This is a genomic window from Syntrophothermus sp. (genome assembly GCF_013314835.1).
GTDB classification, from domain to species: domain Bacteria; phylum Bacillota; class Syntrophomonadia; order Syntrophomonadales; family Syntrophothermaceae; genus Syntrophothermus; species Syntrophothermus lipocalidus.
Genome location: NZ_JABUEX010000004.1, coordinates 1 through 26755 on the forward strand (window position 1 = coordinate 1; position 26755 = coordinate 26755).

Below are 26755 nucleotides of genomic sequence, written 5' to 3' on the forward strand. Positions count from 1 at the left end.
AATGTCTAGATTGGTTAATTCCAGCACTCTGAAACTTGCTAATGATGTCCACATTCACGGTGCCTGCCGGAATCACTTTGACCCGAACTTTTGGGCCGTAACCGGCCAGAAAAGTAGAACCAAACATCTGCCCGAGTGGTATGCCAAGCGATGTCTCGCTCAACTGGTCCAACGCTTCGGCGATTTCCAGGCTGCTTTTCGCCATCAGTTGACTTATTTTTATCGTATTCGGCTGAATTAACACCACTCTTCCCCGATCATCCGTACGCACTAAGACCAGATCTCGGTATTCGATGTCTCGTACAACCCGTTCGTTGACCGCTTTGTTTATACACTCAACCCCCATCAATTGGGCTTTGGTCCTGGCTATCTCGGATAATGTAGGTCCTATGTTTCTATCTACTATGATTATCACCAAAATCAGTACCCCTATTACTACCGGGATAACCCATACCGGCCGCCTCCTGCCATACACAAAAAAATTCACCTCCCGCACCCTCAATATATGAAAAGTGTGAACGGAAGGTGAATACTTCTCACTAAACCCGAATCCGGACAAACCTTCTCTTCCCAACCTGAATAACCTGCCCATCCTCAAGGGCAAGATTTGCATCCTCATCCTCAATCCGCTTGCCGTCGACCTTCACCGCTCCTTGTTTAACCATACGCTTGGCTTCACTCGTAGAAGGGCACAAACCGGCTTCAACCAGGAGCTTGCCTACCCAGATGGGATTTGTGCTGATAGTAAACTCTTCAATATCATCGGGTATTTCTCTTTGCTGAAAAACCAACTTAAACCTTTCCTCTGCTCTGTAGGCCTCTTCCTGACCGTGGTACATCCCCACGATTTCCCGAGCCAGCCGCATCTTAGCATCCCTCGGGTTCATACGCCCTGATTTTATCGCGGTTTCGATCTCCGTTATCTCCTCCATAGGAACCCTGGTAACTAACTCGAAATACCTAGTAATCAGAGAGTCTGGTATCGACATGGTTTTGCCGTACATCTCATTGGCATCTTCATTTATTCCTATATAATTTCCCAGGCTCTTGCTCATTTTCTGGACTCCGTCGGTTCCCTCTAATATCGGCATCATCAGGGCTATCTGCGGTTCTTGCCCATACTCCTTCTGTAAGTCGCGCCCAACCAATAGATTAAATTTCTGGTCAGTACCGCCTAGCTCCACATCTGCCCGCAAAACGACCGAATCATACCCTTGCATTAAAGGGTACAAAAATTCGTGCACACTGATCGGTATCCCTTCCTTGAATCGCCTGGAAAAATCCTCTCGTTCCATCATTCTAGCTACCGTGTACTTGCCGGCCAGATTGATCACATCCGCAAACGTCATCCGGGACAACCATTCGCTGTTGAAATAAATGTAAGTCTTACTCTTGTCTAGTATCTTAAATATCTGCATCTCATAGGTACGCGCGTTTTGTATTACCTCTTCCTCGCTCAGTTGCTTGCGGGTTTCAGATTTACCGCTCGGGTCCCCTATTCTTCCTGTAAAATCACCGATAATCAAGTGCACCTCATGGCCCAGATCCTGGAACTGCCGCAGTTTGTTCAAAACCACACTGTGCCCGAGGTGAATGTCAGGTGCAGTTGGGTCCAACCCCAGTTTTGCCCTCAGCGGTTTCTGGTTTCTTATAGAATTTTCCAACTTCTTTAGAAATTCATCTTCGGGTAGTATCTCAGCTGTACCCCTTTTCAAGAGTCTCAGCTGTTCCATGGCCTTCTGGCTGACGTCATCCAAAGCGATTCCTCCTCAAACCACTGGGATTTCGCGACTCTCACCCATGATAACACAACGTTTTGCGTTGAAGCAATAAACCTCGACATCTCCATTCTGGCCCCTCGCTTTACTTCAAAAAGAAATGAATCCCCGAAGCACGTGTAGACATGAAGAAGGATTTCAGCCAGTTAACTATAATAATTATTCTTATACGCGGAGATGGTTGGAATCTTGTTGAACGAACAACAGTTTGCGGCGTGGACCCCCCGGGCCTTCACGAGGTCGTATGCCCGGTGGCATTGGTAGATGGGTCACCGAAACACAGTCGATTGGGAGGCGTTGTACTTGCAGACTAACGATAAAATTCGCCGAAAGAGAAGACGACCCCCATGGGGAGCTATACTCATAGTGTGTTTCCTAGTCCTGATGGGGTCATCAGTAGGAGTTGTGCTAGGAGCCATCCGCAGCCTTCCAACCTGGGACCCGAACAAGCTCATGGGTTCTGAGACTTCCATCATTTTCGACGACCAAGGCCGTCAAGTCACCAGATTGCATGCTGCGGAAAATCGAATCAATGTAGCCCTAAAAGACATACCTCCTCATCTCATCAACGCCGTGATAGCAACCGAAGACCAAGATTTCTACAAGCACCACGGGGTTAACCTCAAGCGTATCGCGGGGGCCATGATGGTCAATCTCGTTCGCCATAGCAAGGCCCAGGGAGCCAGCACCATAACCCAACAGCTAGCCCGTGTATCCTTCCTATACCCGGAAAAGACTTATGAACGGAAAATAAAAGAAATACTGCTGGCTTTTCAGCTCGAATCGAAGTACTCAAAAGATGAGATCTTGGAATTCTATTTGAATAAGGTGTATTTCGGCAGTGGCGCTTACGGGGTTCAAGCTGCGGCCCAAACCTATTTCGGGAAAAACGTGCAAGATTTAAACCTTAGCGAATCGGCCATGCTGGCTGGCATCATTCAGAGTCCGGGACGACTTTCGCCCTTTACCAACTACGACTTAGCCAAAAAGAGGCAGCAGGTTGTTCTTAATAACATGGTTCACTGCGGTTATATTACCCAAGAAGAAGCCGACAAAGCGTATGAGCAGCCCTTATCTTTCAAGAAGAGCCTGTCATCTGAGTCGCGTTACGGCTACTTTGTAGACTCGGTTATAGAAGAAGCTGACCAGATCCTGCGCGGTTATTACGATAACCCACAGTATGCCATATATAATGAAGGGCTTCGCATATACACCACCATGGATTCAGAAGTGCAAAAACAAGCTGAAGACATCTACGCTGACTCCAGTTTCTTTCCCCCTGGCAAAAGCAAAAAGGGCCAAGAAGTCCAGTCAGCCATGGTTCTTCTCGACCACCATACTGGAGAAGTAAAGGCTATTATTGGCGGGCGTAAATACGAACAAAGGCGGGGTTTTAACCGGGCAATCGATTCTCTTCGCCACCCTGGTTCAGCCTTTAAGCCGGTGGTTGTTTATGGTCCTGCTCTTGAACAGGGGTATATGCCCTTCTATGTTCTAGACGATTCTCCCGTAACCTTCCCTACCCCCAGCGGCCCCTGGTCTCCGCAGAACTATGACGGCAAGTACCGGGGACTCATTACTATGCGTACTGCTGTCCAATGGTCGGTAAACGTTTACGCGGTTAAGCTGGCCGAGCTTGTCGGAATCAAGAACGGTATAGATTTCGCCGAAAAATTGGGGATAACCAGTTTGGTTAGAGCGGGCCAGAAAAATGATATGGGCCTCTCGACGGCTTTGGGCGGTCTCACCAAAGGGGTGAGTCCGCTCGAGCTTACCGCGGCCTACGGGTGCTTTGCCAATAACGGGGTGTATGTCAAACCCCATACCATTATTAAGATAACAACCGCTGAAGGACACGTGATATACACCCACCGTCCCCTATACCGCCGCGTAATGAAACCCACCACAGCCTGGCTCATGACCAGTATGCTCGAGACCGTTGTCCAAGCAGGCACCGGTACTCGAGCCCAAATACCCGGGGTCCCCTGCGCAGGCAAAACCGGTACCAGCCAGGATCTTCAGAATGCTTGGTTCGTGGGCTACACCCCTAATTACACCTGCGGGGTATGGATGGGTTACGACCAGTTGGAAAGGATGTATAATGTGGCCGGTGGCACGTACCCAGCCCGCATCTGGAAATCGGTGATGACAAAAGCTCTAGAAGGGGAACCCCGCCAGGCTTTCGTGACACCGAAAGGCATAGTCTCGGTTCAGGTCTGCAACAAGTCCGGGTTACTCCCTTCTCAGATTTGCCCGGACAAATGTATCATTTCTGACTACGCGACTGAAGACAGCATCCCCGATAAAGTCTGCGACCGGCATGTTTTGTACAACATATGTCCTGACTCTGGGAAACTGGCTACCGAGTATTGTCCGTTCCCGGTACCGAAAGCTTTCGTCAACGTTCCTCCAGACAGCCGAGACCCAGACAAACCACCGACCGAGTACTGTGATATTCACTCGGCTGCCCCCACATCTTCGGAAATGGTACCCATATGCAAAGACCCTCGCCATGGTAACAAATTGTACAGAGCCAACATCCCCGGGCCCAATGAAACCGGAGGCTGCCCCTCTTCGGTGGTGGGCGAAGAAGCACTGCCAAAGGGCGTCGATCCTCCGCCGTGTCCCTTGCCTGACCATCAGGTACACCCGCGATAGCAGAATGAAGAGTAGAATGAAGAGTGTAAATCAAGAATTAACTTAGACGCTGATTTATGCAGATTAAAAGATGGTTTAATTTTTGGTCATCTAATGAAAGGAGGTGATATTGTGCCAGAACAATCAGGATTATTCGTGGTCCTGGCGGGGCCATCTTGTGTGGGTAAAGGCCCTCTTCACAATGCTCTGAAGAAGTTTTATCCGGAGCTGAAGGGAAAATTGCGAAAGCTAACCCTTTACAACAGCCGCTCCCCGCGTCCGGGAGAACAAGAAGGAATCGATTACTTTTTCCGCACTCGTGAATACATAGAAGCCTTAAAAAGCGACGATCGCTTCTTGGTCTTGAACGTGCGCGGAGACTTGCAGGCTTTGGATATCGAAAGCTTGCTCTCCGTAATGAAGGAAGGAGTTAACATCTTTTTCGAAGGCAATCCTTTTGTTCCGACTGAGCTTTGGAAATCTCCGCGTTTTGCAAGCATACCCAGGATAAGCGTATTTCTTTCTCCCCTGTCCCGAGAAGAAATTATTTATCTCCGCGAGCAAGGAATCGACTTGCGCGAGTTCGTAACCGATGTCATGCGCCGCAAGCTGCTGCGCCGCACAAAGAAACAAAAAGGGTTGCTTTCATTGAAGGACCTTGCTAATATCGAAGCCCGAGCCGAAAGCGCTTACTCAGAAATGCGGTTAGCCTGGCAGTTCGACTATGTCATTCCCAACCACGACGGGGAAGACTGCGAACACTGGGACCAGTTCTACTACCCCATTGGAGATGCTCGCCGGGCTTTGCTGGCTTTTGCCTCTATACTGAAAGGGGAGCACCCCTTAGGGGCAGAAAAATGGGAGCCGGATTTGTTGTGAGAAATCAAAAAGTCATAATTAACAGCAGGAATCACATGCGCCAACGTAGAAACTATCATACAGGATCAGAATATACTTACGATCGGAGGTGAAAGCATGGCAGTCTTAAAGGAAGCGGCCATACCTATCGGGCGAAGCGTTTTCATACCCAAAAAGGATGGACTTACATTGGCCGATATAGAAGTAGAAGCCAACGGCCAGTACCAGATAGTCGAACGCCCGGAGTGCTTCGTCATCAAGAACGCCGAATGTTGTAGAAGCATTCTAGCGACAGTGAAAACAAAAGACTAGGCCTGCGCGAACGGACTAAGTTATAAGCGAGGGTAGAGTTAAGCCCCGGGGCAGTTTGTCCCGGGGCTTAACTCTGGTCTGAAAACAAGACTCTGATGAACGCAGACCTTAATTACACCATTCGGTGTCACCACTAGAGAATAAAAACACGGCCGTGTGTAGAGCGTTTCCGGAAGTGTTAGCCGGGCCAAGCGACGTATGGCGAGTCGCCTCTACCTGCTTCACGCCTGAAATATGACCCGGTTGATCATCCGTGCCAGTTCTTCTCTCTCCCTGTATCCAGTTATCCGCTGCTGTTCGTGCCCGTCCACGAAAAGGATGGTTTCAGGCACTGCGTATACCTCGTACCATGCTGCCAAATTTCTGTTTTCGTCAGCATTTACCTTTACCACCTTGAGACGCCCGTCGTAATCCCGGGCTATGGCTTCCAAAACCCGGTTCATTAGCTGGCAAAAGCCGCACCAAGGAGCGCGAAAAACAACCAGGACCGGCAATTGCGAAGTCAACACCTCTTCCACAAAGTCATTGGTCCCCACGTCTATAATGGCTGACATACAGGCCCCTCCCTCGCCTCATATGAACAAATCAATTGCCTACGCCGTATTGTCTCTCCTGCGCTTACCTTCAAGCAAATCTAAGATTCTGGTCACAGCCTCCTCCGGCGTAGCAGCATTCACAACGCCGAGATCCTCGCCCATCCCGTTTGTAGCTTTCCAACTTTTCAGCCCGATCACCGGTTTACCCGCTTTCCGGGCAAGCGAGATCTCGGACAAAGTTCCGAAACCTCCCGCTATAGCGATTAGCGCATCAGAAGCACAAACTATAACCGCATTTCTCGCATCTCCCAACCCTGTGGGTATCGAGTAAGTCAGATACCGGTTGCCCTCTTGCCGGTCTCGACCTGGAAGAATTCCGATGACGACTCCTTTTTCTTCACTCACCCCCCGGGCTACGGCTTCCATCACTCCCCCCATGCCTCCGCAGACAACGATCAAACCTTCACGAGCCAAAGCTTTGCCAACCCTGTAAGCCAAATCAGCCGTCTCCCTGTCACAAAAAGCAGCCCCAACAACCCCGACATAATCGGCCATATCGCTAAATGCTCCCTGCCTACATGATAAGTCTAACCTTGGCTAAATATTACCAGATACATGCCTTTCTGTATACAGTTCAAACCGAGATCCTTGACAATAGCTACTTATTAGCTTTTATAATTTTGATGAACGGAGGTTGCTCGGACCCGACTGATTAAACAAAGGAGTGAATTCCGTGACCAATTCGTACCCTACCTTGCAAAGGCTTGTTGTTTACCGCAACCTCCTCCAGGATACGGTTGTTGACAAAACCTTACATTTAATCAGCTCACTGCAAGGCCTTGAGAACCAATCTCGAAGCGAATTGGAAAGCTTATACTATTCGATCGTGCAGTTGGTCATCCAAAAAGCCAGCGAATTCGCGCTCGCAGTTGACCCGTGGAGCAACTACATTCTGAACCTCATTGTCCAAGACGAAAACGTTTTCAGTCTTGGCTGCGAGAACAAAGCGCTGGAAGCGGGCTCACCGCTTTGGGACCTGGCTCGGCACGATATCGGTATATTAAAGGGCTTATACAACCTCGATTGGAGCGGACTAGCCCGCGAGGTCGGCTTCGAATCGTCCTGGTGGAATCACTGCTGGCAACCACGACTTGATTCTTATCCTTTCCACAAGCACCGGGTATCCAAAATGACCATCCTTCACCAGCTTTTTTCGGGTGAATCGGACCCACTGATAATCCTTGAAGCCCTAGCCGGGTTTTACCGTACTGTAGGCTGCGGGCAGATGGGTAAATACCCGGGATTTCGTTGGGACCAAGGCCTTCGAGGCATAAGGAATCCAGACCCGATTGAACTCGATGAGCTGGTGGGAATCGAAGAGCAAAAGAAACTGTTGTTGATGAACACCGAGATCTTTCTTCGAGGTAATAAGGCTAATAATGTCTTGCTCTATGGGGAAAAAGGGACTGGCAAGTCTTCCTCGGTTAAGGCTTTACTTACCCGTTATGCACCTGACGGTCTACGCATGATCGAGTTGGGCAAGGACCATGTTGGCTACCTCGCTGATATCACCGATATCGCTAGAAATCGCGGTTTTCGTTTCATCGTTTTCATTGATGACCTTTCGTTTGAAGAGTTCGAGGTAGAATACAAACACGTAAAGGCCGCGATTGAAGGGAGCCTGGAAGACACTCCCGGCAATCTTCTCCTGTATGTAACCTCTAACCGCCGGCATCTGGTCAAAGAAACCTGGCGAGACCGCCAATCGATAGATGAAGAAATCCATGTTTCCGAATCCCATCAAGAAAAGCTTTCTTTGGCCGATCGCTTCGGCATAACTATCCGTTACCAGGCTCCCAGTCAGGAACAGTATCTGCGCATAGTCGAGCATTTAGCCAGAAGGAACGGCTTAAGCCTGCCCTCAGAAGAACTGAGGCGCAGAGCCATCCAATGGGAAATGAGGTATCACGGGAGATCTGGAAGAACCGCCCATCAGTTTGTTACTTATCTTTTGGGGCAAAGGCATTTAGACGACCCCCAAACTGATGAAAGACAAGAGAAAAATATTGGCGTCAGGGCACAAACAAGAATTGAAACGTCCCATATCTGATGAACCCGGCGAAAATGAAGTAGCAGGTCCCGAAATGAAACAACTAGAGCAAAAAAGAAAGATAATGCAAAGGTCCTCTCCAGCTTTGACGCAGTCCAATCGTTTTATCAATCAGGCTTAGAAGAAGGGGAGGATGGCTCCGAAGTCGGATAACTCTTAAAGGAGTAAGTGAAATGACTAGAGTTGACGTGGTTACATGCTTTATCGAGTTTGAAGGAAAAATCCTGCTCTTGCGGCGGAGCCAGGCTGTTGGTTCATACCAGCAAAGGTGGGCAGGCATCAGCGGTTACATTGAACCGGGAAACACCCCGCTAGCACAGGCCAAACTGGAAATCGAGGAAGAACTCGGACTGGATCCGGAGAACCTGGTATTAGTAAAAGAGGGTGAACCTATCGAGGTTGTTGATCGCGAACTGGATAGGACCTGGATAGTACATCCCTTTCGTTTTCGCGTTTCTGGTGAACTCGCATTGAAAACAAACTGGGAACACACCGAATGCCAATGGATAGCGCCGGAAGACATCGTCAAGTTCGAGACCGTGCCCCAGCTAGATGCTGCCTGGAAGTCGGTGAGATGAACCGGGTTTTACGCGAGATCGAAGATATACGGGTCGACCGGGTACACGGAGCCAGCGAGTTAGCCCTAAAAGCCTTGCAGGTACTGAGCTTGGCTGCTCTCGGCAGTAAGGCTAGAACGGCGGGTGAATTCGGCGAAGAAATAAGTTTTTATGCTCATCGCTTGCAATCAGTCAAACCAGCCATGGTAGCCATAGCCAACTGTGTCCGCTGTTTTGAGAAACATATGAAAAAAACCTTGGCCCATTGTTGCGACATCGAAGAAGCACGCTCCGGGGTTTTGACAGCAGTAGAACGGGTTACCGATGCCGTCGTTTCAGCCCGTTTTCGCTCGATCGCACATGCGGCTGAACTCATCGGAAACGGAGCCGCGGTTATGACATGCAGTTTCAGTTCTACGGTAATCGAAACCTTTAAGAGAGCCAAAGAGCAGGGCAAAGTCTTCAAGGTTTTCTGTCTGGAATCCTCTTGTGGCAACTATAAATACGGCGAGCTGGTCGCTGCCCGACTTGAGCAGTCGGGAACAGCCGTTGAGGTCATGCCCGACCGCGAAATAGATGACATGCTGACAGGTATCGATATGGTGTTGATAGGTTCTGATGTCATCCTCCTCGATGGCTCAGTGGTCAACGGTTATCCCAGCCTGTCGGTGGCCAGAGCTGCCGCCCGTGCCCCGTTTCCAGTCCCCGTCTACTGCATCGGTGATTGGACCAAGTTGCACCCTTCAAGCCAGCCGCCTGTCTATGACCCGGGCCTAGACCTGATTCCCTCCGACTTCATCCTTGGCATAGTAACTGAAAACGGTATTGTTGCCCCTTCCGGGCTATCCATCTACCTGCATGACCTTTCCTGTTAATGGTAACTGTTCTGGCCTGTTTTGTGCTCGGTGAACGAATCTATATAGCATGATAGCATGGCGCCGCTTGTTTCACCTTGTCAACGACGCCCTTACGGCTGTTACAGATTACTGCACCCGGTATAAATCTTCTGTTAGAACGCTAACCACAAACCCAGGTGTTCCCACCTTTCGTCTCCAAAATAAGTCGCACAAAGTTCCACCAAAGCAGTTGCGATTGAAGTAGTCAAACCCATCACATCCAAAAGTTCAAGCCCCTTACCCGTCTCGCAGGCATGTGGATCCGATACAGCGGAATGGGAACGGCAGGTAAACGGTCTTACCGGGTAGACCATACAGTCATTCTCGGTAGACAGGAACGGGCAGGGCAGTCTCTTCTGAAAGTACGCCGCCAGCAATTCTTCATCCTTTTGGCGATCTCGCGGCCTTTGGTTTTCTCTGATGTAATGCGGCAACTGCTCCCGAACCCTGACCCGAATCGCGTCCAGTTGCTCTTGGCTCAGATGTCGAACCGCATATCTCTTGATTAGCTCCGCCTCTATAAAACTGGTCCCCACAAGGTAGTAGCAACAGGCAGTACAACCCCGCCGGCACGATACGAAGCTTTCGAACAACGCAACAAAAGAATCGTATCTTCTATAGAGACCCTCGAGATAACGCAGTCCCTGTCTTGGAGAGCTTATACCTCGCGCCCACGGCCGATCCAAATACATCAATAATTTTGTAGCTCTTTCGCGGAAAATACGGGAATCGATTAGTGCAGGCTCCCCGCTTTCACTTTCCCACAACAGGCGGTATTCAACCCCTTTGGGGCCACAGCAGTCGTCGTACCGCCGGATGCTACTACAAGGGCAAGCATCCCCGTCACTCAGCTTCATGACCGGGCAGGCACGCAGATAATCATCTATTACTCGTCTTATAACATGACTTCTCCCACTCTGTCTTTGTTTCTTCTTCACCACGCATCCCCATGTACCATGATACTATGAATTTCTATCAACCGTTGCGGTAAAATATAGTTGTAGTCGATTCCATTTTAAACTTGATCTTCCTTCTCGGAGGGATGCTTTTTGGCCAAGCTTTTGACAGCCCCCATGATGGGCAAATGCATTGCCTGCTACTCGTGTATGTTGGCCTGTGCTCGTGAAGTAATGAAAAGCTTCAGCCCTTCCGTAGCAGCCATCCAGATCCGAACCCGCGGCGGTTATCAAAGCAAATTAGCCGCCGATATCTGCAGGGGTTGCAGGGTACCGCCTTGTGCGGAAGCTTGTTCATACAGTGCGCTCGTCCCCCGCAAAGGTGGCGGTGTAAGATTAATCGAAAAGAAATGTAATGGTTGTGGGGACTGCATAAAAGCTTGCCCAGTAGAGTACATCCGGATGCATCCCGAAACCAACAAACCGATTATGTGCATTCACTGCGGGACATGTGCCAAGTTCTGCCCCCACGACGTAATCAGGCTGGAAGAGGTGGAAGACTGATGCTGGATGGAAGATATATGCGGGTCTTAAACATCGACTTGAGTAGTGGAAAGATCGACATTGAGGACAGAGAGGACCTGTACGAATATCTGGGAGGATTAGGTCTTGCAACTAAACTCCTAGAAGAAAACCTGAGGTGCGACCTGGACCCGCTGGCACCGGAACAACCCATCATACTGTCCATCGGGCTCTTGTCCACCATCTATCCTGTAGTTACCAAGATGGTCTATATGTTCAGGTCTCCTTTAACCGGCAATCTTGGTGAAAGCTACGCCGGAGGGAGAGCAGCCCTGGCCTTGCGGTATGCCGGCTATGACGCTGTGGTCATCAGTGGGAAAGCCGAGCGGCCGGTATACCTGGTCATAGGGCCACAAGTCGTTCACATCCGCAAAGCCGACCCGCTCTGGGGCACCGGGGTTGAAGAAGCAGGGAGGTACCTCCGTGAACTGGAGCCGGGGCGCGGTTTTCGGAGTACGCTGAGGATTGGTCAGGCAGGGGAAAAGCTGGTCAAGTTTGCCGGAGTCAATGTCGATACTTACAGACATTTCGGGAGGCTGGGAGGAGGCGCCGTTTTTGGCAGCAAGAATCTCAAAGCCATAGTGATTCATGGCGACCGCCACTATCCGATTCCCAAGGAGGTTTTCAAGAACTACAAAGAAGTGTACCAGGAAATCTACGAGAAAGTAACTGAAACCGACCTCATGGAAAAATACCACGACTTAGGCACTCCGGTAAATATACTGCGTCTCAACGCCATGAATGCCCTGCCCACCCGCAACCTGCAGAGCAGCACTTTCGACTATGCGGAGGAATTGTCGGGAGAAGCTTTTGCTCAACACAACCTGGTAAGGCAGGTGGCTTGTATAGGTTGTCCGGTCGGGTGCATACACTTGGCCTTACACCGACACCGCTTCGGAGAGCCCCAAGAGTGGGAATCGACGGTGATGAGTTACGACCATGAACCGATATTTGCCCTGGGTACTTTTCTCGGCATGACCACGAGAAGCGATTTCCTTGCTCTCTTGGAGAAAATAGAGGGATACGGGCTTGATGCCATTTCTACCGGAGTTCTTCTGGGCTGGGCCACCGAAGCTTTCAAGCGAGGGCTGATAGATGAGGACCTCCTCGGCACCCGGCTCGAATTCGGCTGCCTGGACGGTTACCTCACGGTGGTGGATAACCTGGTCAAGATATCCAACCACCTCTACCGGGCCATGGCCGAGGGAACTGAATTCGCAGCCAGGCAGTACGGCGGGCTTGAGTTTGCCATGACCTTAGGAAAACACGAAATGACCGGTTACCATACGGGTTACGGAGCCGCGTTTGGGCAGGCCGTTGGTCTGCGCCATTCTCATTTGGATAATGCCGGGTACTCTTTTGACCAGAGCGAGGACTATGAAGAAGGAGAATGGCTGGTAGATTCCATCCTTGAAGAAGAAAAACTCCGTTGCCTGACCAACTGCTTGATAGTCTGCCTCTTTGCCCGAAAAGTATACGATGTCGAAACCATCACCAAGGCTTACCGGGCTATTGGGCTCAATGTATCCCAGGAACAACTGATCGAGCTGGGCGAAAGGATATACGCGGCCAAGCTTCGCATCAAAGAGAAACTGGGATTTGATTTCCGGGAATTGCGGTTTCCCAGACGCTTCTTCGAGACTCCCAGCCTGCACGGGCAGTTGAGTGAGGAAAAGATGCTGAGCCTGCTCGACCTGTTTCTGAAGAAGGTCGAAAAAATAAAGAACAAGCACAACCTCGAAAGACAGCCCGGGCAGTAACCCGCTCCAAAACAGCCACCAGGTCTACCAATGGTGTCATGGCAGCTTTATTGGTGACATATGGGGAATAACAATAACCGGCAGCCCGCACCGTCTTTTAGTTATGCCTCGTACACGGTCAGATTGTTGCGGTGGATAACCTCGTCGTAATCTTTATGCCCGAGAATGCGCTCAATCTGCGAAGTTTTCTTACCGGCAATGAGCTTGATTTCTTCGGCTGAGTAGTTCGTTATACCCCGGGCAAACTCGTGTCCTTCCAAGTCTACCAGGGAAATCACGTTGCCTCGTTCGAAAATCCCCTCTACGCCGGTTATGCCACTCGGCAAAAGGCTTTTTCCCCGGTGTAAGACCGCTTCTTTTGCCCCGTTATCGATATAAACCTTTCCCTGACAGGCACTCCCGAAAGCGATCCAGCGCTTGCGCGCCTGCATCCGGCTCTCTTTGGGAACGAACAGAGTCCCCAAAGGTTCCCCTGCTATTATCCTGCGCAGCACGTTTTTTTCCGCTCCATGAGCCACTACCATGGGTATCCCCGCTGCCATGACGATCTTGGCTGCCAGGAGCTTGGTGTACATCCCGCCGCTCGCGAGTTTTGTACCGCGACGGTGGGACTTTTTTTCCATCTCGTCGGTGATTTCGTACACTTCAGGTAACCTCCTGGCCTTCGGGTTTTGGCGAGGGTCATCATCGTACAACCCGTCAATATCGGAAAGAATTACTAGGAGATCAGCGTCCACCTCCCCTGCCACCAAAGCCGAAAGGGTGTCGTTGTCCCCAAACTTGATCTCGTCCACTACCACCGTATCGTTCTCGTTTATGATCGGGATGACCCCCAGTCCCAGCAGGGTGAGTAGAGTATTACGGCTGTTAAGGTATCGCAGTCTTTCATTGAAATCGTCCTTAGTCAAAAGGACCTGGGCCACGGTTTTGCTGTATTCCGAAAACAGCTTTTCATACATGTGGACTAATGTACCCTGTCCTACTGCCGCCATCGCCTGTTTCATAGGTAGGGTACGGGGGGGCTCTTTCAATCCTAGCCTTGCAACCCCCAGCCCGATCGCTCCTGAGCTGACCAAGAGCAGCTCTTTGCCCTGGTTATGTATGTCCGCCATCTCCCTCACCAGGACTTCCATCCGCATTAGGTTCAGCTGGTGAGTAGGATGGGTCAAGGTGCTGGTCCCTACCTTAACCACGATGCGCTCGCACCTGGCCAGGTCACTTCGCTCCACAACGCTTCACTCCTTCCGAAGAAACTTCTATAATGATATCTTAAGTAGTCGCCGCTAGAGCACGAAAACACTTGCAAAGAGAGCTTTACTCCACATATTCGAACTCGAAGTCTCTGATCCTTACCAGGTCTCCCGGTTTGATTCCTTTATCCCGTAAAGCTTCTTCCAGTCCCATTCTCTCGACGACACGCTGGAAACGCTCCAAAGCCTCTTCATTGTTGAGATCGGTCATAGCTACCAGCTTTTCGATCCTGTCCCCGGTGACTACAAACACCCCGTCGACCACTTCGATATGGAAAGGCTTTTCCTCATAAAAACGGTGTATGACCCTCTCTTTTTCCTGGGGTTCCCGGAGCGGTGTTACCCTGACCAGGTGGTACAAGCGCTGCAAAAGCGGTTCTATCCCCTCACCCGTAACCGCCGAAATCGGGAAAATCTCCTCCTCTGGGAAACTCTGCCGCAGCTTTTCCAGCTTGCCAGGCGCGGCTTCTATGTCCATCTTGTTGGCCGCTAAGATCCGGGGCCTAGACGCCAGGCCCAGGTTGTACTGCTGGAGCTCGTGTAACAAGACACGGAAATCGTCACAAACGTCGCGCCCCTCGGTTTCAGCCACGTCCAAAACGAAGACCAGAACCCTTGTCCTTTCAATGTGCCGCAGGAACTCATGTCCCAATCCTGCTCCTTGGTGTGCTCCTTCGATAAGTCCCGGAATATCGGCGATAACAAAGCCATCTCCGTCCGGCATCCGCACCACTCCAAGCTTTGGAACCAGAGTTGTAAACGGATAATCAGCGATCTTAGGCCGGGCCGCTGAAAGTTTTGAAATCAGAGTAGATTTTCCGGCATTCGGGAGCCCGACTAGACCAACATCTGCCAAAAGCTTGAGCTCTAATACCAGCCACTTCTCTTCCCCCGGTTCCCCCTTTTCGGCAAACGAAGGAGCCCTGCGGGTAGGGGAAGCGAACCTGGCGTTACCCCGCCCCCCTCGCCCTCCCCGAGCCACGATTGCCGATTGCCCGGGTTCGGTCAGATCGGCTATGACCTCCCCACTGTCGGCATCTTTGACTACAGTGCCACACGGCACCCGGATTAAAAGGTCTTCACCGCCGCGGCCATGCATGTTCTTGCCCTGACCGTGCTCCCCTCTAGCTGCTTTGTAGTGGCGTTTGTACTTAAAATCCATTAAAGTCGACAGGCCCTCATCGGCTACTAGGACCACGTTTCCGCCTCGGCCACCGTCACCGCCAGCTGGACCGCCCATGGGCACATACTTCTCCCTGCGAAAAGCTACTGCCCCGTTTCCGCCGTCACCAGCTTTGACATAGATCTTGGCCTGGTCAACGAACACCGGCAACACTCCTATCATACGTCAACTCCAACCTTTTCCCCCTATCGCTAGCGAGCAAGCATATCAAGCAATCAGTCGCCAATACCGAAACCTCCACCAGACTTCCCGAAAAAGACCTACCAATTTCTTCTACAATTGAATCCAAATCATAGACCAAGTTTTCTCCAGAAAGCTGGTCTTCGAAAGTTTCTTCTATTCGGACAAATTTTACGTCCACTTCAAAGGCTCGAACCTTCTGCCAAAACCGGTAGAGAAAAAGACCGAGCTCCGGTTCATGCCCCTTTAACAACATCCGCTCAGTTTCGATGAATCGTAAAGCCTCTTTCAAATACTCCCGGGCTCTTGCCGGTTGTCCTAGTTCTAGCAGCCCGCTTATAACCTGAAGGTGATTGAGATAATCATGGCGCTGACAATCCAGGAACCATATGACCTCTTCGGCCTTCATTCCGCCACCCCGCTTCTTCTTTCTCAAGCAAAAACACCCCTGGAACTTATCCAGGGGCACTTCGGTGCTTCGGCTGTTATGGATTAACCTCATCTCCACCTACATCGTAAGCGAGTCTACAGGATAAACGCTGACTTTCTTTCTGTCCTTGCCTTTGCGCTCGAACTTCACGTACCCGTCAACCAGGGCAAACAGGGTATCGTCTCCGCCGATGCCCACGTTATTGCCGGGATGGATCTTAGTCCCGCGTTGTCTTACCAGGATATTCCCAGCCCGGACTACCTGCCCGTCAAACCTCTTGACACCCAACCGCTTGGATTCGCTGTCACGGCCATTACGGGAACTACCTACTCCCTTTTTATGAGCAAACAATTGCAGGTCAATCTTGAACACTGTTAACACCTCCTTGTCTTACCACCCTTACATATTCGGGGTAACTGGTCTCTAAGGCCACCAGGCCTTCTTCCAGAGTAGTCAGTATGACCTGAGCCTTCTCCATTTCCGAACCCGCTAACCCGGCAGGCAAACTGCAGATCAAGAACCCGCGCTCCTTTTCAAACCGGGGGCGGATACTTAGATGGCGGATTAACCCTATAACCGCGGTTTGCGCCACCATAGAAACCCCAGCACAAACTATGTCCTGTCCTTCCGGCGCAAAACCCGCATGACCTCTTACCTCAAAGCCGGTGATCTGTCCTTTACTATCCCGGAACAGCTTGACCGTAACCATTCCCTTTTCAAAATACGATCTCGTCGATCCTTATTCTTGTAAACGGCTGACGATGGCCCTGCTTTTTCTTGTAGTTCTTTTTGGGCTTGTATTTGAAAACTACTATTTTTCTGCCCTTGCCATGTTCGAGCACCGTTGCTCTGACCCTTGCTCCTTCCACGTATGGCCGGCCTACTTTGAACATCGCTTCGTTCTTGGCCGCAAGCACCGTCTCGATCTCTACCTGGCTGCCCACATCCGCGTTCAGCTTCTCCACCGTCAAAACCTTCCCAGGTTCCACCCGGTACTGTTTGCCCCCAGTTTCAATAATAGCATACACCGAAGATACACCTCCACATTCTTGAGACTCGCCGGTCAAAAGGCAGGTCAAACGACCGTTTATCGGCCCGGACCGGGCGGTTGCAAAAACGTGCAACCACAAAGAGATTACCACAGTCATGCCGCCCCGTCAAGGGAAGCGCTTTTGCTTACAAATCACCAAGACGCATCAAGAATCCCTGCCAAGCTGGAAAACGAAATTTAGATAAAACAAGGCAGTTAGTATGCCCTCGAGCAACTCATTCTTTCTTACCGCGAGAACAGTTTATATGTAGCCACGTCGTAGCCCGGCTCCTCCTCCAACATGATTCTCTTGCCCAGCCGCTTTTCGATATAGGCCATGCTGTTCCCATCATGTGAGAGCTCACGAATAACCTCGGGATTGGCCTGACACAGGATGGTGTTTGCCAGTATGTAATCCATGCTGACCAGCTTGCGCCGGATCTCGTTGGCGACCGAACCCACGGCTGGCAACCGGCCTTCGCCCCGGCACCAGCGACATCCTCCCGTGAACAGCTGGCGCAACCGATGCCGGGACTTCTGTCTTGTCATCTCCAATATCCCGAGTTTGGTAAACCCCATAACCCGGGTGTGGGCCTTGTCTTTACTCAGTTCCTGTTGCAGCCGGTTCAAAACCTCCTCTTGGTGTCCGGGCTTTTTCATATCTATGAAATCGATGAGGATAATTCCCCCGATTCGGCGCAACCGAAGTTGACGTGGGATCTCTGCTGCCGCGTCCAGGTTGGTTCTCAAAGCCGTTTCCTCAAATTCGGAATTACTGGTATACTTGCCGCTGTTAACATCGATAACGGTCAAAGCCTCGGTTTCATCTATCACCAGGTAACCCCCGTGGCGCAGCCAGACCCTGCGCCCCAGAGCGTGCTTCAGCTCCTTTTCCAGCCCGTACTTATCAAAAAGGTCACCCTCTTCGTACCTTAGCAAGAAAGCAAAGTCCGGGTGCTTGTCTTGTAATAGCTCTTCCAGCCTGAGTTTTTCTTCATAATGGTTTATCAAGACCGCCTTGGTATTCACATCCAGATATTCTCTCAGGCTGCACTCGATGATTCCCAAGTCCTCGTAAATAACTCCTGGACCACGAGTGCTTTCGTAACTCCTCTTTATCCTTTCCCACAAATCAAGCAGTTCTCGCAATTCGGCTAATATCTCTTCGTTAGGGGCCTCGGCCGAATTGGTTCGGGCTATGACTCCAACTCCTTGAGGTTTGGCTTCCTCAAGCAACCTTTTCAAATCTCGCCTTCGGCTATCGCACGTGATCCTACGTGAAACCGATACCCCTTCCTGGTTAGGCAGCAAGACCAAATGCCTGCCCGGAATGGATATGTCCTGGGTGACCCTGGCTCCTTTTTCGGCTACCGCCTCTTTTTTTACCTGCACTAAGACGGTTTGACCTTTTTTCAACATAGAAAAAACACTACCCCTGTTTCTGAACCTTTCGTTTTCCCCCGTGTACAGAAAAGCGCTTCGGTTAAACCCCAGGTCAACAAAAGCACAGGAAAGCCCCCGTACCACGTCTTTCACGATCCCTTTATAAATCTTGCCGACCTTTGACTCGGGGTTTTCCCAGAAAACCTCTACCAGTTTCCCATCCTCGGTTATCCCGACCCTGGTCTCCCAGGGATAAATCTCAATAATAATATGCCTGTCCAAGCTCACACCTTCTCCAGGTCAAGTGGCGAAGACAAACTGCCGTCAGGCTGCCTCCAGTAATTGGCCATTCGGTATACATCGGCAAAGGCCCCTGCTAAGCCGCGATCCTCCAGGCAAAGGACCAGTTCATCCGGTCTAATGTTGTCCTTGCTACCGGACGACACCAGGGCTAGTATCACCAGCACCCCTTCCTCTTTACCCAGGCTCAGCCTGTATATGCCTGGCCGCAGGTCTTTCTCCTCGGTCGCCGAACCGCGCTTGGGCACCATCAGTTTCTCCCCTCTCATGACATCCTCTAGCGTGGCCCTAGCTCTTTCTTCCTCAACCCCCGGCTTCAATACCAGACAATAAACAGCGGCATTGACCTGCGCTTGCAAACTCGGGGCCTTGTCGCTGATAATCTTTGCGCGCCTCACCTCAAACCCGGTCGGAGCTACCCGGTTCACGGCTTCCATAAACTGCCCCGGAGGTATCTCTCTGGTCAGCTCCAGATCGAAATATTCGCGAACGCCCCATACCCCCACCGGCAACACCGTGCCCAGCGACAGCTTGATGTGCGGCGAAAACCCTTCAGACAAAGCGTAAGGAATTTGCGCCCGCCTGAGCACCCTCTCGACCAGGCGCATCAACTGTAGGTGAGAAAGATATTTGATCTCTTGGCCCTTTTTGTACTCAACTCGTAGGCGCAAATCCCTCTTCTCCTCTCAGGTCCAGCTCTACTCCGAGCGTGGGGCAAACGCCACAACCTACACATTTGTCATAGCGGCAGTCAGGAGTGGATATCCCCAGCCTGCTCCGTTCATGTTCCGATATTAGATACTCTTTATCTACGCCGGAATCGATAATGTCCCAGGGAAAAACCTCGGTATATTCGCGCCGCCTGGCTGTGTAAAAATCCGGGTCTATGTTCTCCTCGGCAAAAGCCTGCGACCATAGGTCAGCACGGAAAAATTCTTTCCACCCGTCAAACTTACATCCCAGGCGGTAAGCCCGGTAAATGGCCGAAGCCAGCCGCCGGTCACCGCGTGCCATTATCCCTTCCAGGTAGCTGGTCTCAGGGTCGTGGAAATCCAGGTGCACTCCTTTCAGCCCTTTAACTTTGTTCAAAAGATACCTTCGCCTGGCTTCCAGTTCGGCTGGTTTGAGCTGGGGTTCCCACTGGAAAGGAGTGTGCGGTTTCGGCACGAAGTTGGAGATGCTGGCAGTAATGTTGAGCCGCTTTACTCCTTTCGCTCTTCCCGCCCCTCTAACCCGGCTCAGCAAGTCCAGGATACCATCCAGGTCCTCGTAAGTCTCAGTCGGAAGCCCGATCATAAAATACAGCTTGACCCCGTTCCACCCGGCCGCAAATGCTGCTTCTACTGCTGCCATCAAATCTTCTTCGCTTACGTTCTTGTTAATCACCCTTCGCAAGCGCTCGGTCCCGGCTTCGGGCGCAAAAGTCAGAGTAGTTTTTCTCACTTTCTGTACTTCGCTTGCCAGCTTCACCGAAAAAGCATCGGCTCGCAGTGAAGGCAAAGAAACCCCTATGCCTCTGGCCCCGTGTTGTTTAATCAGAGCTTCGACTAAACGTTCAACATTCGAATAATCGGCGGTGCTGAGAGAGGCCAGTGAGATCTCTTCATACCCGGTGTTTTCTAAAACAGCCTGGGCCTGGTTCACTAGAGTAGAGAAGCTTTTTTCCCGGACCGGTCTGTAAGTCATACCCGCCTGGCAAAACCGGCACGCCCGCTGGCATCCTCGCATTACCTCCAGTACTGCCCGGTCGTGCACGATATCTAGAAAAGGGACCACCGGGTTCAAAGGATAATATGCCTGGTCTAGGTCCTGAACCACCCTCTTCTTAACCCGGGACGGAATCCCTTCCTGCAGGGGTCTCGTCTCTCTCAAAGTCCCATCATCGTTGTAACTTACCTTGTACAAGCCAGGAACGTAAACCCCTTCGATTGTAGCCAGAATGCTCAAAACCTCTTTTCGTGGGCGGTCCCGGTTCTGGTTAAGAACCGCCAAAAACTCCAGCAATACGTCCTCGCCGTCGCCGATGAGAAAAGCGTCAAAAAAAGGGGTAACCGGTTCGGGATTAAAGCAGACCGGCCCTCCGGCAATTACCAAGGGATCCCCTTCTCTTCTACCCCCAGACCAAAGAGGAATGCCCGCGAGTTCCAACATATTCAAGACATTGGTGAAAGAGAGTTCGTATTGGAGCGAAAAGCCGACCACGTCGAACTCCCGCACCGGGCGAAAACTTTCGAGTGAGTAAAGAACCCAACCCTCCCGCCGCATGACCTCTTCCATGTCCGGCCAAGGCGCAAAGACCCGTTCCAAAAGATAATCGGGTTGCGAGTTCACCAACCCGTACAGTATCCTTCCGCCTAGGTGCGACATGCCCACTTCGTACACGTCCGGGAAAGCCAGAGCCATCTTGACCGAAGCCTTGTCCCAGTCTTTCACTATGCTGTTGTATTCACCGCCCGTATACCGGGCTGGACGGTTCACGCTCAGCAGAACCCGAGACAATTCTTCCCGGCCGACTTGCTTCTTATTTCGGACTTCTATATTATCCAAATTTAACTTTCCCCCAATTTCAACGTGTTCAAACCCTTGTCTTATTATAAAGCATAACTTCCTCTGGGCATACGCGAGATGCAGAAAAGCCGTGCTACCCACGGACCACATCTCCTAAACTAGCCGAAGGACCTTTTTCGAACCATGCTTCAATCAACTCGCCCTCGGTGAGGTAGCCTTCAATTCGCTCCTCGTCATTAATTAGAACAACAACGGTATAAGTGGCAGGAGAAACAGCATGGATAACGTCTTTGAGGCGGGTCGAAGAAACAGCTACCAGGTGATAGGCAGGCAGCATTCCCTTACGGGCCAGTTGGCCCTTCTTATTGACCAGGTAACGCACAAAACCATACGTGAGTAACTTGGCTTCTTTTCTGGCTGCCCACCAAAGGAATAAGCCTAAAAAGAAGAAATTGGCGCCTTGCTCCGAATACAATAACAGGTATCCCCCGTAGCCGCAAAGTAGACCGCCCGCTAGTTGTCCGAGCGTAGCCACGTTAACCGTAGCTTTACGCCAACCCCACTTCAACGAAAGCACGGCCCGAAGCACCCTTCCCCCATCCAGAGGAAGGACCGGCAGAAGATTAAACAAACCCAAAGCCAGATTAGCCTTGATCAAGAAAAAAAGCTGGGGTCCACCCCACCTTACTGCCAACCAGGCCAATCCCGCTAACAGCAAGCTGGTGCAGGGACCGGCCAGAGCAATGCAAACCTCGTTTTCCGGGTTGACGGCGACGAAGTCTTCTGTTTTAGCCTGCCCGCCAAACGGAAAAAGCTCCACCTCCGTGACCCGCACGCTCAACCGTGAAGCGACAACCGTGTGAGCAAGTTCATGGAGAACTACCGAAACAAAAACAGTAAGCACTTCCCGGGCCAACCCTAGGGATATGTACGCGAGCAACAGCAGGAGCAACACAGGGTGAATCCGGAAAACTATTCCTGCTATTCTTCCTATCTTCATAACCGAACATTACTGAAAAAGCGGTTCCGGATTCAGCGGTCCGTCTTGATTACGCAACTCAAACTCAAACTCGTCCTGGCTCTTTCCTAGAGTCTGCCCACTAGTAACCTGGTCCCCGATATTGACGAACACTTCTTTCATACCGCGGTAAACGGAGATGAGATCCCCTCCGTGATTGATGAGTATCTCCCGGTTATCCTCTCCTTCTGGGCTTATCTCTTCCACGGTTCCTCCTAAAACGGCCTGAATAACCGAATTCTCAGGCATTTTGACTACTACTCCCGGGCTGAACTCCTGTTTTTGCGTTTTAGAATCCCAATACCATCCAAAATGGCGGACTATTCTTCCATCTGTGCAAGGAGATTGTACCACCCCTGTAGATGAAACCGGCTCGGGTTCAGGCGCTAACCTGTCTTTTAGGTCACTCTGCTTAAACCAACCCCATAACTTCTGGTTCAGGGCATAGTCGTCTTTCATTATATACTCCAAAACCGGCTCGACCCGGTACCAAGCCGGGCTATGGAAATTCAAAATGCTCAATACCCCTATCAAGAGCAATAAAACCAGCAATAACCTTACCCGAAAGCTCCCCAGCATACCCTGCTCACCCCTGCTTCTGTAATAAAATATAAGAATCAAAAGCAGGTTTTAGTACAGTTTCACTCCTCAATACGGTATTCTACATCAATAACATCTCGCTCACGGTTCTCGTTCCAGCCTCGCCCTTTTATCCCCCCAGGTAGCAAAAACAACAACGCGTCCAGCAGTTTCATCAGCTTGGCGAGCTCCCGAGCACTTCCCTGCCAGCACTCGGCAAGAACGTTCATCCCGGCGGAACTCAATAAACGCCTGACCCCTATCAACAGCAACAGGATATCATCGACCTGCCCAACGAAAGGGAAAACATCAGGAATAAAGTCAAACGGGAATAGTAAATAAGCCAACAGAACCGCGAACACCAGTTTCTCTCGTAAAGGTACCCTGGATTCCCGCATCAACCGGTAAAGCAGTCTAAAAAGATTCCCTAACATAAGAGCTCACCTCCCATGCAGCCAATCCTTCTTACCCTCTGCCGCAAAAACGAGCTATTGACAGCCTTAAATTCCCACTAAGGACACTGCCCGCCCGGCGTTTCACGCTCTTTCTTCGTAATGCGAAAAATGCATGGAAAAAGCAGCTTTGCCCTGAGAAAGGGACCGGATAGCGGTAGCATAACCGAACAATTCAGCCAAGGGCACAAAACTCTTGATAATCCGAGTACGATGATACGTCTCCATAGACTCCAGCCGGCCTCGTTTACTGCTGATATTGCTGAGAATGCTCCCCGTGAATTCGTCTGGGGTGGTTATTTCCAGCTTCACTATGGGCTCGAGCAAGCGCGGGCTAGCTTTGGCCAGGGCTTCCTTAAGTGCCAGTTTACCGGCCGTTTTAAACGCCAATTCCGAAGAATCGACCTCGTGGAAAGCCCCATCCAAGATAGTCACTTTCAGGTTTACTACCGGGTAGCCTTTAAGCGGGCCTTTTTTTATGGCCTCGCGGATCCCCGCTTCTACCGCTGGGAGGTATTCCCGAGGAATAGCTCCTTGAGCAATACGGTTTTCAACAAAGAAGCCTTCGGCCGGTTCGACCTGCAGCTTTACGTGAGCAAACTGGCCCCGTCCTCCGGTCTGTTTAGCATACTTGCATTCACCTAACGCCATCCGGGTAATGGTCTCTTTATAAGCTACCTGTGGTCTACCCAGCTCTACTTCGAGCTTGAACTCCCGCTTCAAACGCTCGGTAATTATCTCCAGGTGCAGCTCTCCCATTCCCGAAAGAATAGTTTCTCCAGTCTCGTGGTCGGTTGCAACCCTAAGTGTGGGGTCTTCAGCAGCGATGCGGGCCAAAGCCTCGGCGATACGCGACTGTTCTCTCGCCTGAGCCGGGTTTACTGCGATCTGGATGACCGGCTCAGGGAAAGATATGGGCTCCAGAACCAGAGGAGCCTCCGGCCTGCAGAGTGTATGCCCAGTCGCCACTTGTTTGAGCCCGATGACCGCCGCGATGTCTCCAGCTTCTACCGCAGGAACTTCCTCCCGGTGATTGGCGTGCATTTTTAGAATACGGCTCACCCTTTCTTTCTGCCGGGTGGCTGAGTTCCAGACATAGGTCCCTGCTTCTAGCCGGCCAGAATATACCCGAACATAAGCCAGGTTTCCCACATGACGGTCTGCCACGATCTTGAACACCAGTGCAGCTAGGGGGCCATCGGCATCCTTTGATAACTGCTCTTTTTCCCCGGTTTCCCGCTCGGTTGTAGGGTTGGGAACATCCAAAGGGGACGGCAGGTAGTCCACGACAGCGTCTAGCAAAAGCTGCACTCCAACATTTCGGTATGAGCTTCCGCACAAGACCGGCACCACCCGGCCAGCCAGGGTATTGGTTCTTATTACTCTACGCAGCAGTTCCTCAGGGACGGGCTGGTTGTCGAGAAAAAGGTCGAGCAACCGGTCGTCGGTTTCTGCCAAGTATTCCAAGATTTGCATCCGGCAAGTGGCAGCCGTTTCCCGCTGCTCGTCCGGCACGTCAGTTTCCATAATACTGGTACCTAATTCGTCCTGCCAGACCACGTATTTCATTCTTACCAGGTCAATTACTCCCCGGAACCCCGCTTCACTGCCTACCGGGATGTTGATAGGCACAGGGCAAGCCCCCAGAACCTCCTTGATTTGCGTCAGCACGCGGAAAAAATCCGCTCCCGGAGCGTCCATCTTGTTGATGTAGGCCACCCGGGGTATCCTGTAATTATCGGCCTGGCGCCATACCATTTCTGATTGGGGTTCAACTCCACCTTTAGCACAGAATATGACTACTGCACCATCCAGTACGCGCAAACTACGTTCCACTTCTCCCGTGAAATCCACGTGCCCGGGGGTGTCGATGATGTTGATAACGTGGTCCCGCCAGCGGCAGGTTGTGGCCGCCGAAGTTATAGTTATTCCTCTCTCCCGCTCATAAGGGAGATAGTCCATCACGCTATCGCCGTCATGAGTTTCGCCCATGCGGTGGGTCTTGCCAGTATAAAAAAGGATGCGTTCGGTAGTAGTCGTTTTCCCGGCATCAATGTGCGCGATTATGCCAATGTTTCTAAGATTTGCCGTCATTCTTTAGGTCTTCCTTTCCAGTGTTTGCTTTCGATGGGGCGTTTAATGCCCACAAACATGTAGTCTACCATATAATCTTGCGACAGTAAAGAAAAATATCTCAGCAAAAACGGGCCCAGGGGACAACAGGTACTAGAGGCGGGATAACTACCAAGACATGTGGTGACGCCGAAAGGCGCCATGAGAGTCTAAGATGCTGCCCAAAACACCTTTAAAACATGGCCCGATTGCCCTTCAGGTTAACACTGAGAACCAAAGCCACCCCCATGAAATTGGCCAGCATAGCACTGCCTCCATAACTCACGAACGGCAGCGGTATCCCGGTAACCGGCATCATACCGATGGACATGCCGATGTTCTCAAATACGTGGAACAGCCACATGGAAGCGATTCCGATGACCAAAAGGGTGCCGTATAAGTCCTTCGAAGAATAGGCGATCTGAACCGCCCTATATATCAGAACACCGTACAAGGCGATTAAGAACGATGCCCCTAAAAACCCCATTTCCTCCCCGATGACGGCGTAGATGAAATCAGTATGACGCTCTGGCAAAAAACTATATTGAACCTGGGTCCCGTGGAACAAGCCTTTACCGAAGAAACCCCCGGATCCAATAGCCACCAATGACTGGATGGTATTCCACCCGACCCCTCTCCCGCCTTGCCCGTCATTATAAGGATTCAGGAAAACGGTCAACCGCAGCAATTGATAGTCTTTTAGAGGCAACCACATTCCGAACTGGAAGTGAAGAAACAAAGCAATTCCTACTAAACCTATGCCCGCAAGTATGATCTTGATCAAAAGCTTAGGATTGGCACCAGCTACAAACATCATCCCCAGCATCACCGCCAGGACGACTAGCCCGGTGCCTACGTCCGGCTGAAGTAAGATAAGACCAAAGGGCACCAACACGTATAAAAAACACGGTACCAGGTCTTTCAAGGTTTCCAGCGAGCCCTGTCTCTTTTCTAGAAAACTGGCAAACCCCACTATAATAAGTATTTTAGCGATCTCCGCCGGCTGAAGCCTAAAGCTTCCCACCCCGATCCAGCCCTGAGTACCACGCACCTCTTTACCGAAAACCAAAACCGCGACCAACAAGACTAAAGTCAGAATATAAACAATACGGTCATATTTACAGAGCTGGCTATAATCAACGCGAACCATGAGCAGCAATATGAAAAAGCCGAGAGCTATCGCCAACAGTTGCCGCTTGACATAAGATAGGGGATCACCAGATATAGTAGCATTGGCGCTGGTAAGCGCGATGATCCCCATGAGCAGTATGGCTAACAAGCTGACCAAGAACGGCTTGTCAATTGCCCTGTATACCTTTGTCAGTTCCATATCCCGGCCCTCCCTCCCACTAGCTTGATTCTAACTGGATTATAGCGGTTGGGCCTGCAGGTGTCTATAAAAGGGTCA

The 26755-nt window shown here is 51.0% G+C and carries 27 protein-coding genes and 1 other annotated feature; of the genes, 8 read left to right on the plus strand and 19 right to left on the minus strand.

Annotated features, from left to right (window positions below):
* Nucleotides 1-475 (minus strand): sporulation protein YunB (gene yunB, locus HPY90_RS02430; RefSeq protein WP_287190734.1); only part of this gene is annotated, 475 nt, incomplete at its 3' end.
* 64 nt (nucleotides 476-539) lie between these two features.
* Nucleotides 540-1733: a tyrosine--tRNA ligase gene (gene tyrS / locus HPY90_RS02435; protein ID WP_287190944.1), complete on the minus strand. Its 1194-nt coding sequence runs from the start codon at nucleotides 1731-1733 to the stop codon at nucleotides 540-542.
* Nucleotides 1734-2081: 348 nt separating this feature from the next.
* Between tyrS and HPY90_RS02440 the strand changes: the two genes are divergently transcribed.
* The 3 genes from HPY90_RS02440 (at nucleotide 2082) to HPY90_RS02450 (ending at nucleotide 5585) form a co-directional block, all read left to right on the plus strand.
* Nucleotides 2082-4436, plus strand: coding sequence for a transglycosylase domain-containing protein (locus tag HPY90_RS02440; protein ID WP_287190737.1), 2355 nt, complete (start codon nucleotides 2082-2084; stop codon nucleotides 4434-4436).
* A gap of 111 nt (nucleotides 4437-4547) precedes the next feature.
* Complete coding sequence (locus HPY90_RS02445) at nucleotides 4548-5294, plus strand: guanylate kinase (RefSeq protein ID WP_287190738.1); 747 nt, start codon at nucleotides 4548-4550, stop codon at nucleotides 5292-5294.
* A gap of 96 nt (nucleotides 5295-5390) precedes the next feature.
* Nucleotides 5391-5585: a hypothetical protein gene (locus tag HPY90_RS02450; RefSeq protein WP_287190740.1), complete on the plus strand. Its 195-nt coding sequence runs from the start codon at nucleotides 5391-5393 to the stop codon at nucleotides 5583-5585.
* A gap of 221 nt (nucleotides 5586-5806) precedes the next feature.
* On the opposite strand, the gene HPY90_RS02455 is transcribed toward HPY90_RS02450, so the two are convergent.
* Both HPY90_RS02455 and HPY90_RS02460 read right to left on the minus strand, forming a co-directional pair.
* Nucleotides 5807-6139 carry a thioredoxin family protein gene (locus HPY90_RS02455; RefSeq protein WP_287190743.1) on the minus strand — a complete coding sequence of 111 codons (333 nt, stop codon included), beginning with the start codon at nucleotides 6137-6139 and terminating at the stop codon, nucleotides 5807-5809.
* A gap of 39 nt (nucleotides 6140-6178) precedes the next feature.
* Nucleotides 6179-6676 carry a TIGR00725 family protein gene (locus tag HPY90_RS02460; protein WP_287190745.1) on the minus strand — a complete coding sequence of 166 codons (498 nt, stop codon included), beginning with the start codon at nucleotides 6674-6676 and terminating at the stop codon, nucleotides 6179-6181.
* A gap of 178 nt (nucleotides 6677-6854) precedes the next feature.
* Between HPY90_RS02460 and HPY90_RS02465 the strand changes: the two genes are divergently transcribed.
* From HPY90_RS02465 to HPY90_RS02475, 3 genes are all read left to right on the plus strand, one after another.
* Nucleotides 6855-8231 (plus strand): ATP-binding protein, encoded by a 1377-nt coding sequence (locus HPY90_RS02465; RefSeq protein ID WP_287190748.1) that lies wholly within the window; start codon nucleotides 6855-6857, stop codon nucleotides 8229-8231.
* Nucleotides 8232-8404: 173 nt separating this feature from the next.
* Complete coding sequence (locus tag HPY90_RS02470; RefSeq protein WP_287190750.1) at nucleotides 8405-8809, plus strand: NUDIX domain-containing protein; 405 nt, start codon at nucleotides 8405-8407, stop codon at nucleotides 8807-8809.
* Complete coding sequence (locus HPY90_RS02475; protein ID WP_287190752.1) at nucleotides 8806-9663, plus strand: eIF2B alpha/beta/delta subunit family protein; 858 nt, start codon at nucleotides 8806-8808, stop codon at nucleotides 9661-9663. The genes HPY90_RS02470 and HPY90_RS02475 overlap by 4 nt, the downstream gene beginning before the upstream one ends.
* 134 nt (nucleotides 9664-9797) lie before the next feature.
* Here the strand turns inward: HPY90_RS02475 and HPY90_RS02480 are convergent, their stop codons facing one another.
* Nucleotides 9798-10622 (minus strand): YkgJ family cysteine cluster protein, encoded by an 825-nt coding sequence (locus tag HPY90_RS02480; protein ID WP_287190755.1) that lies wholly within the window; start codon nucleotides 10620-10622, stop codon nucleotides 9798-9800.
* A 111-nt stretch (nucleotides 10623-10733) separates the two neighbouring features.
* On the opposite strand from HPY90_RS02480, the gene HPY90_RS02485 reads away from it, so the two are divergent.
* Nucleotides 10734-11144 (plus strand): 4Fe-4S dicluster domain-containing protein, encoded by a 411-nt coding sequence (locus tag HPY90_RS02485; RefSeq protein ID WP_287190758.1) that lies wholly within the window; start codon nucleotides 10734-10736, stop codon nucleotides 11142-11144.
* Nucleotides 11144-12922, plus strand: coding sequence for an aldehyde ferredoxin oxidoreductase N-terminal domain-containing protein (locus HPY90_RS02490; RefSeq protein ID WP_287190761.1), 1779 nt, complete (start codon nucleotides 11144-11146; stop codon nucleotides 12920-12922). The genes HPY90_RS02485 and HPY90_RS02490 overlap by 1 nt, the downstream gene beginning before the upstream one ends.
* Before the next feature lie 101 nt (nucleotides 12923-13023).
* Here the strand turns inward: HPY90_RS02490 and proB are convergent, their stop codons facing one another.
* From proB to rodA, 14 genes are all read right to left on the minus strand, one after another.
* Nucleotides 13024-14151, minus strand: a complete 1128-nt coding sequence (gene proB, locus HPY90_RS02495) for a glutamate 5-kinase (RefSeq protein WP_287190763.1) — start codon at nucleotides 14149-14151, stop codon at nucleotides 13024-13026.
* 85 nt (nucleotides 14152-14236) lie between these two features.
* On the minus strand, nucleotides 14237-15499 hold the full coding sequence (gene obgE, locus HPY90_RS02500) for a GTPase ObgE (protein ID WP_287190945.1): 1263 nt from the start codon (nucleotides 15497-15499) through the stop codon (nucleotides 14237-14239).
* Entirely contained in the window at nucleotides 15489-15971 is a 483-nt protein-coding gene (locus HPY90_RS02505) for a Spo0B domain-containing protein (protein WP_287190766.1), read from the minus strand. Before HPY90_RS02505 ends, obgE begins: the two co-directional genes overlap by 11 nt.
* A 72-nt stretch (nucleotides 15972-16043) precedes the next feature.
* Nucleotides 16044-16337, minus strand: a complete 294-nt coding sequence (gene rpmA / locus HPY90_RS02510) for a 50S ribosomal protein L27 (protein ID WP_013174889.1) — start codon at nucleotides 16335-16337, stop codon at nucleotides 16044-16046.
* Entirely contained in the window at nucleotides 16324-16674 is a 351-nt protein-coding gene (locus tag HPY90_RS02515) for a ribosomal-processing cysteine protease Prp (RefSeq protein ID WP_013174888.1), read from the minus strand. Before HPY90_RS02515 ends, rpmA begins: the two co-directional genes overlap by 14 nt.
* Nucleotides 16675-16681: 7 nt before the next feature.
* Complete coding sequence (gene rplU / locus HPY90_RS02520; protein WP_287190948.1) at nucleotides 16682-16993, minus strand: 50S ribosomal protein L21; 312 nt, start codon at nucleotides 16991-16993, stop codon at nucleotides 16682-16684.
* A 14-nt stretch (nucleotides 16994-17007) separates the two neighbouring features.
* Nucleotides 17008-17085 (minus strand) — a sequence feature (ribosomal protein L21 leader region).
* A gap of 156 nt (nucleotides 17086-17241) precedes the next feature.
* Entirely contained in the window at nucleotides 17242-18666 is a 1425-nt protein-coding gene (locus HPY90_RS02525) for an Rne/Rng family ribonuclease (protein ID WP_287190772.1), read from the minus strand.
* On the minus strand, nucleotides 18663-19349 hold the full coding sequence (locus HPY90_RS02530; protein ID WP_287190776.1) for a TIGR03936 family radical SAM-associated protein: 687 nt from the start codon (nucleotides 19347-19349) through the stop codon (nucleotides 18663-18665). The genes HPY90_RS02525 and HPY90_RS02530 overlap by 4 nt, the downstream gene beginning before the upstream one ends.
* Complete coding sequence (locus tag HPY90_RS02535; protein ID WP_287190778.1) at nucleotides 19333-21336, minus strand: TIGR03960 family B12-binding radical SAM protein; 2004 nt, start codon at nucleotides 21334-21336, stop codon at nucleotides 19333-19335. Before HPY90_RS02535 ends, HPY90_RS02530 begins: the two co-directional genes overlap by 17 nt.
* Complete coding sequence (locus tag HPY90_RS02540) at nucleotides 21320-22186, minus strand: M50 family metallopeptidase (RefSeq protein WP_287190780.1); 867 nt, start codon at nucleotides 22184-22186, stop codon at nucleotides 21320-21322. Before HPY90_RS02540 ends, HPY90_RS02535 begins: the two co-directional genes overlap by 17 nt.
* 9 nt (nucleotides 22187-22195) lie before the next feature.
* Nucleotides 22196-22783, minus strand: coding sequence for a murein hydrolase activator EnvC family protein (locus tag HPY90_RS02545; protein WP_287190781.1), 588 nt, complete (start codon nucleotides 22781-22783; stop codon nucleotides 22196-22198).
* Nucleotides 22784-22845: 62 nt separating this feature from the next.
* Nucleotides 22846-23217: a YkvA family protein gene (locus HPY90_RS02550; protein WP_287190783.1), complete on the minus strand. Its 372-nt coding sequence runs from the start codon at nucleotides 23215-23217 to the stop codon at nucleotides 22846-22848.
* Between the two features lie 102 nt (nucleotides 23218-23319).
* Nucleotides 23320-25329 carry an elongation factor G gene (gene fusA, locus HPY90_RS02555; RefSeq protein ID WP_287190785.1) on the minus strand — a complete coding sequence of 670 codons (2010 nt, stop codon included), beginning with the start codon at nucleotides 25327-25329 and terminating at the stop codon, nucleotides 23320-23322.
* A gap of 211 nt (nucleotides 25330-25540) precedes the next feature.
* Entirely contained in the window at nucleotides 25541-26677 is a 1137-nt protein-coding gene (gene rodA / locus HPY90_RS02560) for a rod shape-determining protein RodA (protein WP_287190788.1), read from the minus strand.
* Nucleotides 26678-26755: the final 78 nt, after the last annotated feature.

Excerpts from the sequence above, each read along its gene's own strand:
- tyrS (WP_287190944.1), bottom strand. The coding sequence starts at position 1,733 with ATGGAACAGCTGAGACTCTTGAAAAGGGGTACAGCTGAGATACTACCC.
- HPY90_RS02450 (WP_287190740.1), top strand. The coding sequence starts at position 5,391 with ATGGCAGTCTTAAAGGAAGCGGCCATACCTATCGGGCGAAGCGTTTTC.
- HPY90_RS02455 (WP_287190743.1), bottom strand. The coding sequence starts at position 6,139 with ATGTCAGCCATTATAGACGTGGGGACCAATGACTTTGTGGAAGAGGTG.
- HPY90_RS02460 (WP_287190745.1), bottom strand. The coding sequence starts at position 6,676 with ATGGCCGATTATGTCGGGGTTGTTGGGGCTGCTTTTTGTGACAGGGAG.
- HPY90_RS02470 (WP_287190750.1), top strand. The coding sequence starts at position 8,405 with ATGACTAGAGTTGACGTGGTTACATGCTTTATCGAGTTTGAAGGAAAA.
- HPY90_RS02475 (WP_287190752.1), top strand. The coding sequence starts at position 8,806 with ATGAACCGGGTTTTACGCGAGATCGAAGATATACGGGTCGACCGGGTA.
- HPY90_RS02490 (WP_287190761.1), top strand. The coding sequence starts at position 11,144 with ATGCTGGATGGAAGATATATGCGGGTCTTAAACATCGACTTGAGTAGT.
- HPY90_RS02515 (WP_013174888.1), bottom strand. The coding sequence starts at position 16,674 with ATGGTTACGGTCAAGCTGTTCCGGGATAGTAAAGGACAGATCACCGGC.
- HPY90_RS02535 (WP_287190778.1), bottom strand. The coding sequence starts at position 21,336 with ATGTGGTCCGTGGGTAGCACGGCTTTTCTGCATCTCGCGTATGCCCAG.
- HPY90_RS02540 (WP_287190780.1), bottom strand. The coding sequence starts at position 22,186 with ATGAAGATAGGAAGAATAGCAGGAATAGTTTTCCGGATTCACCCTGTG.
- HPY90_RS02545 (WP_287190781.1), bottom strand. The coding sequence starts at position 22,783 with ATGCTGGGGAGCTTTCGGGTAAGGTTATTGCTGGTTTTATTGCTCTTG.
- HPY90_RS02550 (WP_287190783.1), bottom strand. The coding sequence starts at position 23,217 with ATGTTAGGGAATCTTTTTAGACTGCTTTACCGGTTGATGCGGGAATCC.
- fusA (WP_287190785.1), bottom strand. The coding sequence starts at position 25,329 with ATGACGGCAAATCTTAGAAACATTGGCATAATCGCGCACATTGATGCC.
- rodA (WP_287190788.1), bottom strand. The coding sequence starts at position 26,677 with ATGGAACTGACAAAGGTATACAGGGCAATTGACAAGCCGTTCTTGGTC.